General features: G+C 70.4%; 16 protein-coding genes. 12 read left to right on the top strand and 4 right to left on the bottom strand.

Annotation, left to right across the window (positions count from 1 at the left end):
• The 7 genes from VIP82_RS00195 to VIP82_RS00225 all read left to right on the top strand — a co-directional run.
• The coding region (locus tag VIP82_RS00195; protein WP_331905296.1) for a type II secretion system F family protein at positions 1-615 on the top strand (615 nt) is incomplete at its 5' end.
• Complete coding sequence (locus VIP82_RS00200) at positions 612-1,541, top strand: type II secretion system F family protein (protein WP_331905297.1); 930 nt, start codon at positions 612-614, stop codon at positions 1,539-1,541. The genes VIP82_RS00195 and VIP82_RS00200, both read left to right, overlap by 4 nt.
• A 31-nt stretch (positions 1,542-1,572) precedes the next feature.
• Positions 1,573-1,761 carry a hypothetical protein gene (locus VIP82_RS00205; RefSeq protein ID WP_331905401.1) on the top strand — a complete coding sequence of 63 codons (189 nt, stop codon included), beginning with the start codon at positions 1,573-1,575 and terminating at the stop codon, positions 1,759-1,761.
• 28 nt (positions 1,762-1,789) lie between these two features.
• Complete coding sequence (locus VIP82_RS00210; protein WP_331905402.1) at positions 1,790-2,200, top strand: TadE/TadG family type IV pilus assembly protein; 411 nt, start codon at positions 1,790-1,792, stop codon at positions 2,198-2,200.
• 79 nt (positions 2,201-2,279) lie between these two features.
• Positions 2,280-2,723 carry a TadE family protein gene (locus VIP82_RS00215; RefSeq protein WP_331905298.1) on the top strand — a complete coding sequence of 148 codons (444 nt, stop codon included), beginning with the start codon at positions 2,280-2,282 and terminating at the stop codon, positions 2,721-2,723.
• 65 nt (positions 2,724-2,788) lie between these two features.
• On the top strand, positions 2,789-3,172 hold the full coding sequence (locus VIP82_RS00220; RefSeq protein ID WP_331905299.1) for a pilus assembly protein TadG-related protein: 384 nt from the start codon (positions 2,789-2,791) through the stop codon (positions 3,170-3,172).
• Positions 3,173-3,460: 288 nt separating this feature from the next.
• A complete protein-coding gene (locus tag VIP82_RS00225; protein ID WP_331905300.1) occupies positions 3,461-4,285 on the top strand; it encodes a serine protein kinase RIO in 825 nt (274 codons plus the stop codon).
• 62 nt (positions 4,286-4,347) lie between these two features.
• On the opposite strand, the gene VIP82_RS00230 is transcribed toward VIP82_RS00225, so the two are convergent.
• Positions 4,348-8,190, bottom strand: a complete 3,843-nt coding sequence (locus VIP82_RS00230) for a S8 family serine peptidase (RefSeq protein WP_331905301.1) — start codon at positions 8,188-8,190, stop codon at positions 4,348-4,350.
• A gap of 122 nt (positions 8,191-8,312) precedes the next feature.
• On the opposite strand from VIP82_RS00230, the gene VIP82_RS00235 reads away from it, so the two are divergent.
• Positions 8,313-9,287, top strand: a complete 975-nt coding sequence (locus tag VIP82_RS00235; RefSeq protein ID WP_331905302.1) for a transcriptional regulator TrmB — start codon at positions 8,313-8,315, stop codon at positions 9,285-9,287.
• Between the two features lie 22 nt (positions 9,288-9,309).
• Here the strand turns inward: VIP82_RS00235 and VIP82_RS00240 are convergent, their stop codons facing one another.
• On the bottom strand, positions 9,310-9,642 hold the full coding sequence (locus VIP82_RS00240; protein WP_331905303.1) for a hypothetical protein: 333 nt from the start codon (positions 9,640-9,642) through the stop codon (positions 9,310-9,312).
• The gene (locus VIP82_RS00245) at positions 9,639-10,970 is read right to left on the bottom strand and encodes an MFS transporter (RefSeq protein ID WP_331905304.1); all 1,332 of its coding nucleotides are present in this window, start codon (positions 10,968-10,970) and stop codon (positions 9,639-9,641) included. The genes VIP82_RS00240 and VIP82_RS00245 overlap by 4 nt, the downstream gene beginning before the upstream one ends.
• Before the next feature lie 25 nt (positions 10,971-10,995).
• Between VIP82_RS00245 and prfB the strand changes: the two genes are divergently transcribed.
• From prfB to smpB, 4 genes are all read left to right on the top strand, one after another.
• Complete coding sequence (gene prfB, locus VIP82_RS00250; protein WP_331905305.1) at positions 10,996-12,108, top strand: peptide chain release factor 2; 1,113 nt, start codon at positions 10,996-10,998, stop codon at positions 12,106-12,108.
• Between the two features lie 118 nt (positions 12,109-12,226).
• On the top strand, positions 12,227-13,372 hold the full coding sequence (ftsE, locus tag VIP82_RS00255) for a cell division ATP-binding protein FtsE (protein WP_331905306.1): 1,146 nt from the start codon (positions 12,227-12,229) through the stop codon (positions 13,370-13,372).
• A complete protein-coding gene (gene ftsX / locus VIP82_RS00260) occupies positions 13,369-14,283 on the top strand; it encodes a permease-like cell division protein FtsX (RefSeq protein WP_331905307.1) in 915 nt (304 codons plus the stop codon). The genes ftsE and ftsX overlap by 4 nt, the downstream gene beginning before the upstream one ends.
• Before the next feature lie 80 nt (positions 14,284-14,363).
• Entirely contained in the window at positions 14,364-14,840 is a 477-nt protein-coding gene (gene smpB / locus VIP82_RS00265; protein WP_163617463.1) for an SsrA-binding protein SmpB, read from the top strand.
• A gap of 15 nt (positions 14,841-14,855) precedes the next feature.
• Here the strand turns inward: smpB and VIP82_RS00270 are convergent, their stop codons facing one another.
• The gene (locus VIP82_RS00270; RefSeq protein ID WP_331905308.1) at positions 14,856-16,334 is read right to left on the bottom strand and encodes an MFS transporter; all 1,479 of its coding nucleotides are present in this window, start codon (positions 16,332-16,334) and stop codon (positions 14,856-14,858) included.
• Between the last annotated feature and the right edge of the window lie 4 nt (positions 16,335-16,338).

Below are 16,338 nucleotides of genomic sequence, written 5' to 3' on the forward strand. Positions count from 1 at the left end.
GCCGCGGCCGCGGGCGCGATCGCCCCGTTCGCGTGGCTGCGCGCGCGCCGTTCGAAGCTCCTGCGCACGCGGCGCGGGCTCTGGCCCGATGTGTGCGACCTGCTCATCGCATCGGTGCGGGCGGGGATGTCGCTTCCCGACGCGGTCGCGAGCCTCGCCGACTCCGCGCCCACTGAGCTGCGGCCGGCGTTCGCCGGGTTCGCGCGCGACATGTCGGCGTCGGGTCACTTCGACTCCAGCATCCAGCGACTCAAGATCAGCCTCGCGGACCCCGTCGCCGACCGCATCGTCGAGACGCTGCGTATGGCGCGGCAGGTGGGCGGCACCGAGCTCACCTCCGTGCTGCGGGCACTGGCCGGCTCAGTGCGCGCGGACGCCGCCCTGCGCGCCGAGGTCGAATCGCGGCAGTCGTGGATCCGCGGAGCGGCGGTGCTCGGCGTGATCGCACCCTGGGTGATCCTGGCCCTGTTGGCGATGCGTCCAGAGGGAGCCCGCGCGTACGGCAGCCCCGGAGGCATCGCGCTGATCCTGGTGGGTGCGGCGGTGTCGCTGGTCGCCTACCGGCTCATGATCCGGCTGGGCCGCCTTCCCGAACCGCGGAGGTGGTTCGGATGATCGCCACCGGGATGAGCGACGTCGCCTTCGCCATCGTGCTCGGCACCGCGCTCGGTGTGGGCGTATGCCTGCTCGTCTCGCTCGCGCCGCGATGGGGTGCCCCGAGCCTGGCCCGACGGATCGCGCCCTACATCCGCGACGTCACAGACCCGCGCGGCCTTGAGGTCGTGGCGCCCGGCGGCGGATTCCCGTTCGCCTGGTCCGCACTCGCCCACGGGCGGTTCGCGCGGCTGGTGGGCGGCGACGCCGTGCTCACGCGACGCCTGCACCGCGCGGCGTGGACGATCGACGCCGCACGATTCCGCAGCCGTCAACTGGGCTGGGCGATCGTGGGCCTCGCACTCGGCGGCGGTGTCGTCGTCGTCCTCGTGCTCGCCGGCCGCGGATCGCCGGTCCTCGGGCTCCTGCCGCCGGTCGCGGCGGTCGCCGCCGCGCTCGCCTATGACGCCTGGCTCACCCACGCCGCCCGGGCCCGGGCCGCGCGCATAGAAGAGGAGCTTCCTACGGTGCTCGAGTTCCTCGCGCTCTGCCTGTCGGCGGGCGAGGGCATCCTGGACTCGCTCCGGCGCGTGAGCGAGGTCGGCGCCGGGGAGCTCACCAGCGAGCTGCGGGGAGTCGTGGTCGCCGTCGGCACGGGCTCGCCGCTGTCGGAAGCGCTCACGCGCCTGGCCGCGGGGCTCGAGATCCCGGCGCTGACCCGCGCCATCGACCAGCTCGTCGCCGCCATCGAACGCGGCGCCCCGCTCGCGCACGTGCTCCAGGCGCAGGCGCTCGACGCGCGTGAGGACGCCAAGCGCGCGCTCATCGAACGCGCGGGCCGGAAGGAGATCTACATGCTCTTTCCGCTCGTCTTCCTGATCCTGCCGCTGAGCGTCCTGTTCGCGGTGTTCCCCGGGATCTTCATGCTTCGACTCGGACTCGGCTGACCGGCCGGAAGGAGAAATGATGAAAGCACGGATGCAGCGCTTCGCGGCTCGGCTTCGCGGCACGTGGGACGACCTCGCTGCCGACGAGCGGGGTGACGTGCCCGGATGGGTCCTGATCACCCTGATGACCGCCGGACTGGTGGTCGTGATCTGGGCGATGGCAGGTCCCGCACTCGCCGAGCTGTTCGAGCAGGCCATCAGCCGCGTCTCCGGGCTCTGACGCCGTGCGCAGGGCCGTGGCCAGAACGATGCGGGTCGTGCGTGCGCGGGTCGCCGCGGACGTGTGCGACGACGCCGGTGCGAGCCCGGTCGAATTCGTCCTCGTCGGCACGCTCCTCACGGTTCTGACGCTCGGCGTGCTGCAGTTCGGACTCGCGGTGTACGTGCGCAACGTGGTGCACGATGCCGCCGTCGAGGGCGCGTACCACGCCGCGCTCGCCGACACGACGCTCGAAGAGGGCGCACGGCGCACGCGCGAGATCGTGAGCCGCACGATCGGCGGCGAGTACGCCGCCGATGTCGCCGTGGGGGAGACGTCAGAGCTCGGTCAGGAGACCGTCGAGATCCGTGTCGCGGCGACGCTGCCGCTGATCGGCCTGCTCGGCGCCCCGCGCTCGCTGGAGGTGACGGCGCATGCGCCCGTCGAATCGTTCGACTGAGCCGCAGGGCAGGGCTCGCCGCGGCGGCGGCACCACCGGGGCGAGTGCCGGTGTGGGGATCAGCCGCGACGGGCCGGGCATGCCGACCGCGCCCGACGACGCCCAGGCCGGCTCTGCGGCGCTCGAGTTCATCCTGGTGGGGCTGCTGCTCCTCGTGCCGCTGGTGTACCTGGTCGTGTCGCTGGGACTCATCCAGGGCCAGAGCCTCGGCGCCGAGGCCGCGGCTCGCCATGTCGCGCGCGCGGTGTCGACCGCGGTCGACGCAGAGGATGCGCGCGCCCGCGCCGACGCCGTGATCGCCGCGGTCTCCGATGAGTACGGGCTCGACCACGTCGACCTGTCGATCGAGTGCACACCCGCGGGTGCGACGTGCCCGCGCGCCGGCGCGACGCTGCACGTGAGTGTCCGGACCGTGGTGGCCCTGCCCCTCGTGCCGCCGGTGCTCGACCTCGACCGCATCGCCGCGATACCGATCGAGGCGGCGGCCGCGCACAAGGTATCCCGGTTCTGGAGCGAGCGATGAGGGCACGTTCACGGGCGTGGGCATGCGATCGCGACGCTGGGGACGGCGACGACGACGAGGGCAGCGTGCTGATCCTGACCCTCGGCTATGCGGTGCTCGCGATCGCGGTGATCCTCGTCTGCACCGCCGCGACCAGCCTCTACCTCGCCCAGAAGCAGCTCGACGCGGTGGCGGATGCCGCAGCTCTCGCCGCAGCCGACGGCTTCGAGCTCTCCATCGTGGGCGGCGAGCCCTTCGCGACGCTGACCGATGCCGGGGTGCATCAGGCGGCCGCGGCCATGGTGGGCGAGATCGGAGACGACGCGCGTCTCATCGCGGCGACCACGCCCGACGGCGTTTCGGCCCGCGTGACGGTCGCCGGGGACTGGCATCCGCCGATCGTCACCGTGTTCGTGCCTGACGGCGTGACGCTCGAAGCGACGGCGACGAGTCGCACGGCGCTGCGCTAGCGGCACGGGCGATCGCTGGCCGCCATCCGCGACGCCCGCGACGCTCAGCCCGCCAACTCTGTGCCCTCGGACGCTCCACCAGCGGGGGAGCGAGTGCGAAGACGCCCGAAGTCGTGATGGATGCCGAACTCGCTCTCCGCTACAGTGAGGCGAGTCGGTGCCGCGGCACCCCGATCGGAAGGAGGAACACGATGGCTGTCTTCGTCACGCCCTGTGTCCTGATCCCTTCCCTCGAGGTCGCCTGCACCCACTGATATCGGCGGCCTCCCATCCTGGAGTGTCCATCCGATGTCATCCGTACGCCTCGACGCGTCCGCATCCGTTCTTCCGCCGGAGCTCGAGCCCGGCCCCGATCAACGCTGGTCCACGTGGCCGGCTTCTTCTCCCACTCAGCGCGGCCCCCTGCCGCACCCCGGCTGGCTCGTGACCGCGTCCGGGGCTTTCGACACCGAGCTCGGCATCGTCAAGACGGGCAAGGAGGCCGACGTGCACCTCATCGAGCGTGCCGTTCCCGGCACTGCCGGAGTGCTCCTCGCCGCCAAGCGATACCGCAGCTCTCGGCACAGCGACTTCCATCGCTCGGGGAGCTACGAGGAGGGGCGCACGATGCGCAACACCCGCGACGCGCGCGCGGTGGGCCGCAAGTCCGCGTATGGCCGCTCGGTGGCGGCCGGCCACTGGGCGGTCAGCGAGTTCGACGCGCTGTGCCGGGCGTGGCAGGCCGGTGTTCCGGTGCCCTACCCGGTGCAGATCAGCGACACCGAAGTGCTCATGGAGTTCGTCGGCGACGGCCGGGCCGCGGCGCCGCGACTCGCACAGAGCCGGCTTCACGGAGAGGAGCTGAGGGATGCGTTCGACCAGGTCATCGCCATACTCGAAGCCTTCGCGCGCGCCGGCTTCGCACACGGTGACCTGTCGCCCTACAACCTGCTCGACCACGAGGGACGCGTGGTGGTGATCGATCTGCCGCAGATCGTCGACGTCGCCGCCAACCCGCAGGGCCTCGACTTCCTCTACCGCGACGTCGTGAACGTGTCGACGTGGTTCGCACGGCGCGGTCTCGACAACGATCCGGAGGACGTCTTCGCGCACCTCGTCGGCGTGATGTGGTGAGCTTCGGCAGACGCACGAGAGGCCCGATCACGGGGTGACCGGGCCTGTCGTGCGTGCCTACGTCAGCGCACGCCCTTGGCGGGAGTCGCCTGGAAGGCCTTCTCGATCTCCTGCGAGAACGTGTTGCCCGCGGCATCCTTCGCCGTCACGCGCAGGTCGATCCAGCCGCCCTTGTCGGACACCGGGACCTGCGCGGCATAGCCGCTGACCCAGGCACGCGACTTCACGAAGATGTCGCCGTCGCCCTCGACCGCACCGGCCGGGGCATCGGTGGCCGCGGGCTTCAGTGCGACCGGCTTCCACTCGCCGCCCGCGGTGCGGGCTTCGAGCGTCGCGTCGGTGATGGCACCGGCGGGGACGGTGCCGGCGACATGACCCAGCTCGAGGCCGAGCGAGATGCTCGATCCCTTGCGGCGGCCCTCGCCGACGAGGTTGTCGACGTTGACATCGACGTCGTAGTACGCCTGGATCATCGGCAGGAGCCGCTGCGTCCAGTCGCCCAGCTTGCCCTCAGAGCGGAAGGTCCACTCGCTGACGGTCTTCGTCGATCCCTCGAGGTGGGAGCCGTCGTGGGTCGCCGTGCTCACCACGCGCCAGTCCTGATCGCCGTCCGGCAGGTCGTACACGTTGACGCCCTGGTTCGCGGCCTGCTTGACCAGCTGACCGTCGATGTAGACGTCGGCCGTCTGGTGCACGGTCGAGGGGTCCATCCACGTGTCGAACGCGCCTGTGTGCTCCGGGTCGCCGCCGTCCGCCCAGCTGGGGATGTTCACCTGCGCGTAGTCCGAGACGCGGTAAGGCACCCAGTAGCCCGTCGCGACGTACGGGCGCACGATGCCGCCGAAGTACTCGACCTCGAGCTCCTGGCCCGGCTCGTAGGTGCGCAGCTTGTCGCGCATCTCCCAGCGGACCGACTCGACGCCGACGCCCTGGTTCCAGCGCAGATCGTCGGTGTTCACCCACTCCTCGCGCACCGTGCCGCGCTCAGCGCGCATGAAGTATCCCGAACCGTACTGGGCGCCCGGCACGAAGTCGTACCGGAATTCGCCCATGAGCTCCTTCTGGCCGTGGTAGGTCGTGTCGATGCGCGTCAGGTTCTTCGGCGCATACGCGAGGTCGGTCGGGATCTCGCCGTCGCTGTAGCGGGCGATGTCGTAGACCACATCCGGGTACGGGTCGCCGACGGCCCTCACCGTGACCTTCTTCTTCGCCATGTCGGCGAGGAGCTGACGCCCCTCGACCCCGCTGATCGCAGCGACCGCGATCGGCGCATCCGTCTCGTAGTCGTCCGAGCCCACCCACGTGCTCAGCTCGCCGTCGGCGTCGTTGACGAGGATCAGCAGCTTCGCGCCGGCCGTAGCCGCGTTGGCCGCCGCCTGCCCGGGCGTGACCGCGCCGGACAGGGTCACGACCGCGACCTTGCCCGTGACGTCGATCGCAGCGAACTCGTCGGCGGTGCCGTTACCGGCGTCCACCGCCGCGGCCTTGATCTCGCCGTCCAGGAAGGTCGATCCGACCTGCAGGATCACATCGAGCGGTTTCTTGCCCGCCGTCACCGAGAGCATCGGCTCCCAGAGACGCCAGCGCGTCGTGAGGTGGAAGTCGGCGTCGTCGACCTTCATGGGCTGCGCCCACATCTCGTCGATGAGCACCGGCATGATGGCGCTCGCCGAGAAGTCGTCCGCGTGGAAGTCCATGCGGCCGAAGGACTGCTCGAGGTCGTCACGGCCCACGTCGACCGTGACCTCTTTCGCCGTGCGGGCGTCGAGGGCGACCGTCGCGTTCTGCGTGAGGGTCAGCTTGGGGTCGCCGGTGAGCACGGTCGCCATGGTGTCGGGGGTCCGGTTGATCTCCATGTACGACATCACCGTGTAGTCGCCCTTCATGAGGCGCAGCGTCGTCTCACCCTCGACGAGAACCGGCTCGGCCCACTGTGAAGCGGCGTCCCACAGCATCGCGTACACGCTGACCGGCTCGCCGTCGAAGCCGGTGGCCGTGATCGTGAGGTCGTAGCGCTCGGCCTCGGCGATCGTGCCGAGCGCGGTCCGCGTCACGGCCGTGCCGTCGACGGAGCCGGTCAGCGCGCCCGACAGCTGCGTGCCCGCAGGCACCTTGGCAGGGTCCACCGTCATCGTGACCGATGCGGTCCCGCCCGCGGGGATGGTGAGCGAGTCGGTGTCGATCGTCAGGGCGTCGAACGCGATCCCGTCCGAGAGCGGACCGGGTCCTTCACCACCGCCGGGCGTCGTGTCGGTCAGCGTCGCCTCGAGAGCGACGGTGATCTCGGCATCCGTGCGGTTGGTGTACTCGACGGTGCGCTCGACGGGGGTCGGCTCCTCGCCCCACATCAGCATGCCGAAGTCGCCCGAACCCGACGCGACGACGGGCGCGTTGAGCGCGGCGTCGACGTTGATGACCCCGGAGCCGCCTGCGTAGGACGTGAAGCCGTAGTCGGTGGCCGTGCTCGCGAGCGCCGCCTTGAGCTGCGCGGTCGTGAGGTCGGGGTGAGCCCCGAGCAGGATCGCCGCCGCTCCCGCGACATGCGGGGTGGCCATCGAGGTGCCGCTCATGGTGATGTAGGAGCCCTCACCGCCGCTGTCGGCGGAGCGCGCAGCTGTCACGTCGTTGCCCGGGCCGCTGACATCGGGCTTCATCGCACCGGAGCGGGACAGCGGACCCTGGCTCGTGAAGTACGAGAGGTCCCCCGACGGGTCGTCCACCGATCCGACGGTGAACGCCTGCTCGGCCGAGCCCGGCGCGCCGATGGTCTCGGGAGCGCCCGAGTTGCCTGCCGCGACGACGAACAGGGCTCCGGTCTCCTCGGCGATCTGGTTGAGCGACTCGGCCATCAGGTCCTTGCCGTCCGACGGCGACTGGGAACCCAGGCTCATCGAGACGATCGGGGCGTTCTGGCCCGCCCACTCCATCGCCTCGATGATCCACGAGTCCTGGCCGTAGCCGTCCGCGCCGAGCACCTTGCCGATGAGCAGGTCGGCGCCGTCGGCGACGCCTCGATGCGTGCCGTCCGACGCGGCGCCGGTGCCCGCGATCGTCGAGGCGACGTGGGTGCCGTGGCCGTGGGGGTCCGAGGCGACCTCTTCGCCGGGCACGAAGCTCTTCGTGCCGTCGAGGATGTGGCCCTGCAGGTCGGGGTGGGTGTCGTCGATGCCGGTGTCGAGCACCGCGACGGTGACGCCCTCACCGGTGTAGCCCTGGGCCCACGCGGCGGGGGCGTCGATGAAGGGCACGCTCGAGTCCAGCGTGGCGCGCACCTTGCCGTCGAGGTGGATGGCTTCGATGCCGTCAGCCAGCGTCGGCGTGGCCGAGAACGTGCGCGCCGAGGCAGCGGTCAGCGACTGCCACGCGGCCGCGGCGTCGTCGTGACCGAGCGTCGCGGCGGCGCCGCCGATGCTCTCGAGCGGCGCGGTGACCTCCAGTCCGGGGACAGGTGCCGCGAACGTGCGCGCGGCCGCGGCATCCTGCTCGACGATGACCGGGATGGCGTCCACCGAAGCGTCGTCGTAGCCGTACTCGATCAGCAGCGACACGTTGAACAGGTCCTCGTCGAGGGCACCCGCGGCGAGATAGGGCATCGCGCCCTGGGGCACGACGTGCAGGTCGTCGCCCACTTGGTACGTCTGCACGCCCGCGCCGTCGACAGTCGTGTCCACGTCCACGGTGTGGGTTCCGTCCGACATGTCGGTGACGGTGACGCGATCGCCGGTGATGAGGGTGACGGTGTGCGCCTGGCCGGCCGTGGCTCCGGCAGTGGGGGCGGCAGGCGGGGTGGGGGTGGCCGCCGCCGGCATCGTCGCGAGGCCGATGCCTGCGATGCCGATCGCCAGACCGCTGGTGGCGGCGACGATCGGGCGCAGGCGGCGGCCGATGGGCTGGGTTCGTGACATGCGCGAGCCTCTCGGGTGTGGGGAATCCGTGTCTCCCACCTTCGCCGCCCGCTCGCCTAAAGTGGGTGGCGGAGAAACGCCATGGCCTGCATCCGCCACCTTCGGCGGGTGACGATGAGCGCATGGGGGAGAACACCGTGCTCGACGCGCTCGGCCTCGACGAGGCGCACACCGCCGTCTATCGGTGCGTCCTGCAGCAGCCGTCGGCGTCGATGACCGAGATCGCCGGGGCGCTCAGCATGTCGCTCCCGCGCGTGCGCCCGATGGTCGTCGAGCTGGAGCGTCTCGGTCTGCTCGCGCGACAGGCTTCGAGCAGCGACCGGTTCGTGGCCTCCCCGCCGTCCATCTCGCTGCGTCCGCTGCTCCTCGAGCGCGAGCGGGGACTCACCCGCGCGCACGAGGCGCTCGTCGAGCTGAGCGATCTGTACCGTCGCTCCGTAGAACAGCGCAGCGTGGCGGACGTGGTGGATGTCGTCATCGGCGACGACGCCGTGCGGCAGCGGGTGGCGCAGCTGCAGGCCGCCTCGATCGACCAGGTGCGCGTGCTGGTGCTGCACGAGATCGCGCTGGTGAGCGGGGCGGACAACATCGAAGAGGACCGGGCGCTGGCGCGAGGCGTCCGCTACCGCGTCATCGTCGAGAGCGCGGTGCTGGAGCGGCCGGGCTTTCTCACCGCCGCGCGCGAGATGGCGCAGATCGGCGAGGAGATCCGGGTACTGCCCACACTGCCGACGCGCATGTTCATCGCGGACGACCAGATGGCGCTGGTGCCGATGCACTCGCAGGGCGAGGACGAGGGCTTCGGCGCCCTGCTCATCCACCCGAGCGGCCTGCTCGATCTGGTGGCCTCGATCTTCGAGGAGTACTGGCGGGCGGCCACGGAGTTCCTGCCGATCGCCGCGACGCCGACGACCGAGGAGGTGGACCGCGATCTGCTGCGCCTGCTGCTGCTGGGAGTGACGGATGCCGCGGCCGCGTCTCAGCTCGGCATCTCGCTGCGGACGGTGCAGCGCCGGGTCGCCGAGCTCATGGACACCGCCGGCGTCACCACCCGCATGCAGCTGGGCGCGGAAGCCGTGCGCAGATCCTGGGTCTGACGCGGGACCGCCGCCGACGTCGCTACCAGCCGTGGGTGTTGAACCACTCTCGACGGCGGCGGGTCTCGGCATCCGTCTCGCTGTCATCCGACGTGTCGTGCGGGACGAGCCGTTCGTCCCCATCCAGCTCGACGAACCGATGACACACCGGGCACAGCGCGCGGCCGTCGGGGAATCCGTCGGCGAGGGCGGCCGCGGGCGTGCCGCGCTCGCCGGAGCCCGGGCAGCGTGCGGGGTCGGCTCCGGCATCCGTCCACATGATCGTGCGGTGCCGGTGCAGCCCCGCGTGGCCCAGCGGACGCGTGCAGCGCCGACCGGCGCTGCGGCTGCGGCAGAACCGCACGACGTCGCTCACAGCCGCGTCCGGGGCACGTATCGCGGCACCCAGCGCACGAACGCGAGTGCGCCGACGAGTCCGATCACGCCCATCGCTCCGGTCGCGACGGCCAGCGACGCCGCCGCGGCGATCGCCGACACGAGCAGCGGCGCTACGGCTCCGCCGGCGTCGGTGAGCGTGCGCCACGAGCCGAGGAACGCCGCCGGGTCGGAGCGCGGAGCGACGTCGGCGCCGAGGGTGAGCAGGATTCCGCTGGACAGCCCGTTGCCCACGCCGAGGACGGCGGCGAACATGGCGAACCACATCGCCGCCTGCGGGAGGTCGTGGGTGAAGGCGAGGGCGATGAACCCCGCGCCCATCAGGATCATGGCCGGGAGGGCGGCCCACAACCGCCCGAAGCGGTCCATCACCTGGCCGCTGGCGTAGAACAGGGCGAAGTCGATCGCGCCCGAGATGCCCACCACCAAGGCGATGGTCTGCGCGTCGAGTCCGAGCGAGACTCCCCAGAGCGGAAGCACCACCTGGCGCGCCGAGCGGACGGCGGAGAGGGATGCCGCGGCCAGGCCGAGTGTCGACAGCACGCGGCGGTGGCGCCACATCGTCCGCAGCACGCCGGTGCCGGGATCCGTTGCGCTGCTCGGCGTCGTCGCCGATCGCGAGCCCTGCACATGGCGGAGGGGGATCGAGCCGGTGACGGGCTCGCCGGTGTCTTCCGCGGCGACGGCGTCGTCCTCGGCCGTGGAGGGGTCGAGGAACTGCTTCTCGGGATCGGGACCGAAGACCACCAGCAGCACCGTGGCCACGAGGCACCCGCCGAAGAACCAGATCGCGGCGTGCTCGTCGCCGAAGACCGCGAGGAGCCCCGCGGCGATGAACGGGCCGACGAACATGCCCAGTCGGAACGTGCCGCCGAGCAGCGACAGTGCGCGGGCGCGGAACGACAGTGGCACGCGCGTCGTCATGAACGAGTGGCGCGCCAGGCCGAACGCCGCCGCGCAGAAGCCGATGAGGAACACCGCGATCGCGAAGATGCCGAGCGACGGCGCGAGCGCCATGCCCACGATTCCGGCGAGCGAGACCAGGCCGGCGATCGCCATGGTGAGCCGCTCGCCGATGCGGGCGACCGCCCAGCCGGCAGGGATGTTGCCGCACAGCTGGCCAACCACGAGCGCCGAGGCCACGAGGGCGGCGGTCGCCACATCCGCCCCGAGCTGAGCGGCGATGACGGGGATGAGCGGGATGACGGCGCCCTCGCCGAGCGCGAAGAGCACGGTCGGGCCGTAGACCATGGGGCCGAACCGCCACAGCACGTCCCTCGCGGTGGGGGAGTCGGCGCGATCGCTCATCGCTTCCACGTTAGTCTGGAGTGTCATGCTCGACTTCGATCCCTCCGCCGATATCCAGGCCCTGCGCTCCACGTTCGCCGACATCAAGGCCGTGGTCGACGTCGAGGCACTCACGAAAGACATCGCGCGCCTCAGCGAGGAGGCCGGTGCCCCCAACCTGTGGGACGACGTCGACAAGGCGCAGAAGGTCACCAGCGCCCTCAGCCACCGTCAGTCCGAGCTCAAGCGCGTCAACGACGTCGAGCAGCGCCTCGACGACCTCGACGTCCTCGTGGAGCTCGCCAACGAGATGGACGACGAGGATGCCGCCGAAGAGGCGCGTCGCGAGATCGCCGAGCTCGAAGACATCGTCAGCCAGCTCGAGGTGCAGACGCTCCTCGACGGCGAATACGACGAGCGCTCCGCGGTCGTCACGATCCGCTCCGGCGCGGGCGGCGACGACGCCACCGACTTCGCGGAGATGCTGCTGCGCATGTACCTGCGCTGGGCCGAGCGCCACAAGTACCCGGTGAAGGTCATGGACACCTCGTACGCCGAGGGCGCCGGCATCAAGTCGGCGACGTTCGAGATCGACGCCCCCTACGCCTACGGCACGCTGTCCGTCGAGGCCGGCACTCATCGCCTCGCCCGCATCAGCCCGTTCGGCTCCGCCGACAAGCGCCAGACGAGCTTCGCCGCCGTCGAGGTCATCCCGGTGATGGAAGAGGCCGTCGAGGTCGACATTCCCGAGGGGGACCTGCGGGTCGATGTGTTCCGCTCGTCGGGCCCCGGTGGGCAGTCCGTCAACACCACCGACTCGGCCGTGCGCCTCACGCACATCCCGTCGGGCATCGTGGTGTCGATGCAGAACGAGAAGTCGCAGATCCAGAACCGCGCCGCGGCCATGCGCGTGCTGCAGACCCGCCTGCTCCTCCTGCAGCGCGAGAAGGAAGCGGCGAAGAAGAAGGAGCTCGCCGGGACGATCACCGCGAGCTGGGGCGACCAGATGCGCTCGTACTTCCTCTACGGCCAGCAGCTCGTCAAGGATCTCCGCACCGGCTACGAGGTGGGCAACCCCGCCATCGTCTTCGACGGCGACCTCGACGGCTTCATCTCGGCAGGCATCCGCTGGCGCAAGCGCAAGGACGACGACGACTGACCCGGAGCGCGTGACGCTTCGCGTCGCATCGCTCGGTCGCCCGCGCCGGAAAACGGATGCCGCGGCCGCGAGTGTCGCTGGACACGGTGACGGGGCTGCCGCATAGGCTCGTTAGGCCATGATCCGGTTCGAGAACGTCACGAAGCGCTTTCGCGGCACTTCCAAACCCGCCCTGAGCGATGTCGATTTCGAGGTGCTGCGCGGGGAGTTCGTCTTCCTCGTCGGCGCCTCCGGATCCGGCAAATCCTCCTGCCTGCGCCTGATCCTCCGCGAGGAGACCCCGTCCGAAGGCCGCGTGGTCGTGCTCGGCCGCGACCTGCGCACGCTGTCGAACCGGAAAGTGCCCTACTTCCGCCGGCACATCGGCGCCGTCTTCCAGGACTTCCGGCTGCTGCCGACGAAGACTGTCTTCCAGAACGTAGCGTTCACGCTGCAGGTCATCGGCTCGTCTCGCGCCTTCATCCAGCAGGCCGTCCCCGAAGTGCTCGCCCTCGTCGGGCTCGCCGGCAAGGAGAAGCGGTTTCCGCACGAGCTGTCCGGCGGTGAGCAGCAGCGCGTCGCGATCGCCCGCGCGCTCGTGAACCGGCCGCAGATCCTGCTCGCCGACGAACCGACCGGAAACCTGGACCCCGGGACGTCCATCGACATCATGCAGCTGCTCGCCCGCATCAACGCCGGCGGCACCACCGTCGTCATGGCCACGCACGAGGCCGGTTTCGTCGACCAGATGCAACGCCGCGTGATCGAGCTGCGCCACGGCGAGATCGTCCGCGACGAGCGTCACGGCGGGTACGGCGACCGGTCGGGGCTCCCGAGCCTGGCGCCGGAGCCGGAGCGGGGCGCCGCCGCGGTCGCCGCACTCACTGCGGTGCTCGAGGTGCAGCGCGAGGCCGCGATCGCCGCTGCCGCGGGCCTCGATCCCACCGCCGTGCCGATGGACGACGACGAGATCGTGACCCCTGAGCCGGATGTCGTGTCGCCGGGCGTCGCGGCCGCGGCAGCCGCCGCAGCCGAGGCCGCCACCGCTGCCGCACTCGCGGCGGATGAGCTGAGGAAAGCCGAGGCGCTCGAGCAGTCGGTCGATGAACCCGTCGTGCCGGAGGAGCCGGAGGCGGCGGCATCCGTCCCGCCGACGTCGCCCGCGCACACCCAGTCGATTCCGGTCATCGACCTCGAGCAGATCGAGGTCGCGGAACTGGGCCTCGCCGATCGGCTCGGCCTCGGTGAGACCGACCCCGATGACGAAGTGGGGCCCACCTCATGAGGTTCGGACTCATCATGTCGGAGGCCTTCACGGGTCTGCGACGCAACCTCTCGATGGTCGTTTCGGTGGTGCTCGTCACATTCGTGTCGCTGACGTTCGTGGGCGCCGCGATCCTCATGCAGATGCAGATCGGCACGATGCGCGACTTCTGGGTCGAGCGGGCGCAGGTCGCGGTGTACATGTGCACTACCATCTCCACCCCGGCCACGTGCTCGAACGGCGAGGCGACGCCCGAGCAGGTCGAGGAGGTGCGGGCGAAGCTGGAGGGCAGCGCGCTGGCGCCCCTCATCCGCGAGCTGACGTTCCTCGACCACCAGCAGGCCTACGACGAGCTGCTGCAGATCGCCGGCGAGGAGAACGCCAGCGTCATCACCGCCGACCAGGTCAACGAGACATTCCGCATCACGCTGGTCGACCCCGAGCAGTCGGACGTCATCATCGAGGCGTTCAGCGGCATGCAGGGGGTGGAGCTGGTCAACGACCAGATGCAGTACCTCGATCCGCTGTTCTCCGCCCTGACGATCGCGACCTACATCGCCGTCGGCATCGCCGTGCTCATGCTCATCGCGGCGGTGCTGCTCATCGCCACCACGATCCGTCTGTCGGCCTACGCGCGAAGGCGGGAGCTCGGCATCATGCGGCTCGTCGGCGCATCCAACCGGTTCATCCAGACCCCGTTCATCCTCGAGGGCGTCTTCGCGGCACTGCTCGGGTCGATCCTCGCGAGCGCGGCGGTCATCGCCGGGGTGCATTTCGGTGTCGACCAGTATCTGCGCAACCGCGTCGACTTCGTGACGACGTGGGTCGACATCGGAGATGCGTGGCTCGTGGTGCCGGTCCTGATCCTGGTCGGCGTGCTGCTCGCGGCGCTGTCGGCCGGCTTCGCCATCCGGAGATGGCTGCGCGCGTGATCGCGCGCCTCCTCGCGGGGGTAGACTGACAGGCTGCCGTCAGCCAGACAGCGGCTGTGCGGCATTCACGAGGAGACATCATGCCCAGGGAACGCGGGGAGAAGGTCGTGGCGACCAATCGTCGCGCGCGCCACGAGTACGCGATCGAGAAGACCTACGAGGCCGGCCTCGTGCTGACCGGCACCGAGGTCAAGTCGCTGCGCGAGGGGCGCGCGAACCTCTCGGACGGCTACGCGTACATCGACAACGGCGAGGCGTACCTCGACGCGGTGCACATCCCGGAGTACTCGCAGGGTCATTGGACGAACCACTCGTCCAAGCGCACGCGCAAGCTGCTCCTCCACAAGGAGGAGATCGTCAAGCTCTCGCACGCCATCTCGGCGGGCGGATACACGCTGATCCCGCTGAAGCTCTACTTCTCGGACGGTCGCGCGAAGGTCGAGATCGCCGTCGCGAAGGGCAAGCGCGAGTTCGAGAAGCGCCAGACGATCCGCGAGCGCGAGGACAAGCGCGAAGCCGAGCGCGCGATGCGCTCCCGCAATCGCCTCGGCGATTAGGCCGGAGCCGCCGGTCTACCGCACCACGGGTGTCGCGGCATCCGTCCCGTCGTGCGAAGCCCGATCGCTGAATGCCGTCTTCGGCACGAAGCACAGCAGCACGGCGGCGGCCAGCGCCGTCACGCCGCACACCACCCACACGGTGAAGTAGCCCGAGAGCGACCCGGCCGTCCCCTCGGTGGCCGCCCCCGTCGCGCCCTGCAGCAGTGCGATGCCGAACACGCATGAGGCGATCGCGCCGCCGACGGTCTTGACCGAGTTGGTGAGGCCTGTCGCGACGCCGGTCTGGGTCGGCGGAGCAGCGGATGCCGCGGCCGTCGGCAGCGCCGCGACGAGAGCCCCCGAGCCGAGGCCGACGATCAGCATGTTGACGATGACCTGCGTGTACGTCGCGTGGAACGGCAGGAACATGAGGAACCCGATGCCGACGAGTGTCGCCGCGCCGATGAGGGTCAGTCGCGGGGCGGTGAGCCGCGAGATGAGCGGGTAGAGCAGGGCACCGGTGATCATCGCGATGAGGTAGACGCCGATGATGAGCGAGGTCTGGAAGCCCGTCGTGCCCAGGCCGTAGCCGTAGACGTCGGGATCCGTGCGCGCGAAGGTGGACAGCGGCGCTTGCGCACCGAGCACGCTCACGCCGAAGAGGCCTGCGGTGAGGAACACGGGGCCGAGCGCGGGGGAGCGGAACATCCGCACGTCGATGAGCGGGTCGTCCTGTCGCAGCTCCCAGAGCGCGAACGGCACGACGAGCAGCACGCCCAGCGCTGTCACCAGCCATGCCACCAGGTCGGCGGGTCCGTTGAGGCGCAGCAGGCTGAGGCCGCCCGTGAAGGCGACGAGCGCGAGCGAGATGAGCACGAGGCCCACGTTGTCGAGGCGGCCACCGGTCGGCTCGGGCGATTCCTTCACGCCGAACAGGATCACGAAGAAGCAGGCCACCACGAGCAGCGCCGGCACGAGGAGCACGATCCAGAGGGGGAGGGTGTCGATGAGCATGCCGCCGACGAGCGCGCCGATGATGGCGCCGGTCTCGAGTGCTGCCACGAGGAACCCGGCGGCGCGGGCGGTGATGGTCGCACGGCCCTCCATGCGGCGGGAGCGCGACCAGATCAGCGCGATCTCGAGCGGGAGCCAGACGACGTAGAAGCCCTGGATGGCCCAGGCCGCGAGGAAGACCGCGAACGAGTCGGTGAACGGCAGCACGAGCGATGCGGCGGCCGTGATCGCCGTCGACACGACGAGCATGCGCTTGTGGCCGACCATGTCGCCGAGCTTCGCGAACGCCGGCACGACGAGCGCCGACAGCATGAGCTGCGTGCCCTCGAGCCAGTTCACGTCCGCGTCGTGCACGCCGAGGTGACGGGCGATGTCGGTGAGCATGGGCGTGTAGTAGCCCTGGATCACACCGCTCGTGAACTCGACGAACGCGAGGAAGCCCACCACGCTCGCAAGCGTGCCGATCGTGACGCGTGAGGACATCGCGCTGCGCGTCATCCGT

Origin of the sequence: Microbacterium sp., from assembly GCF_036566905.1 — a bacterium.
Classification (GTDB): Bacteria; Actinomycetota; Actinomycetes; order Actinomycetales; family Microbacteriaceae; genus Microbacterium.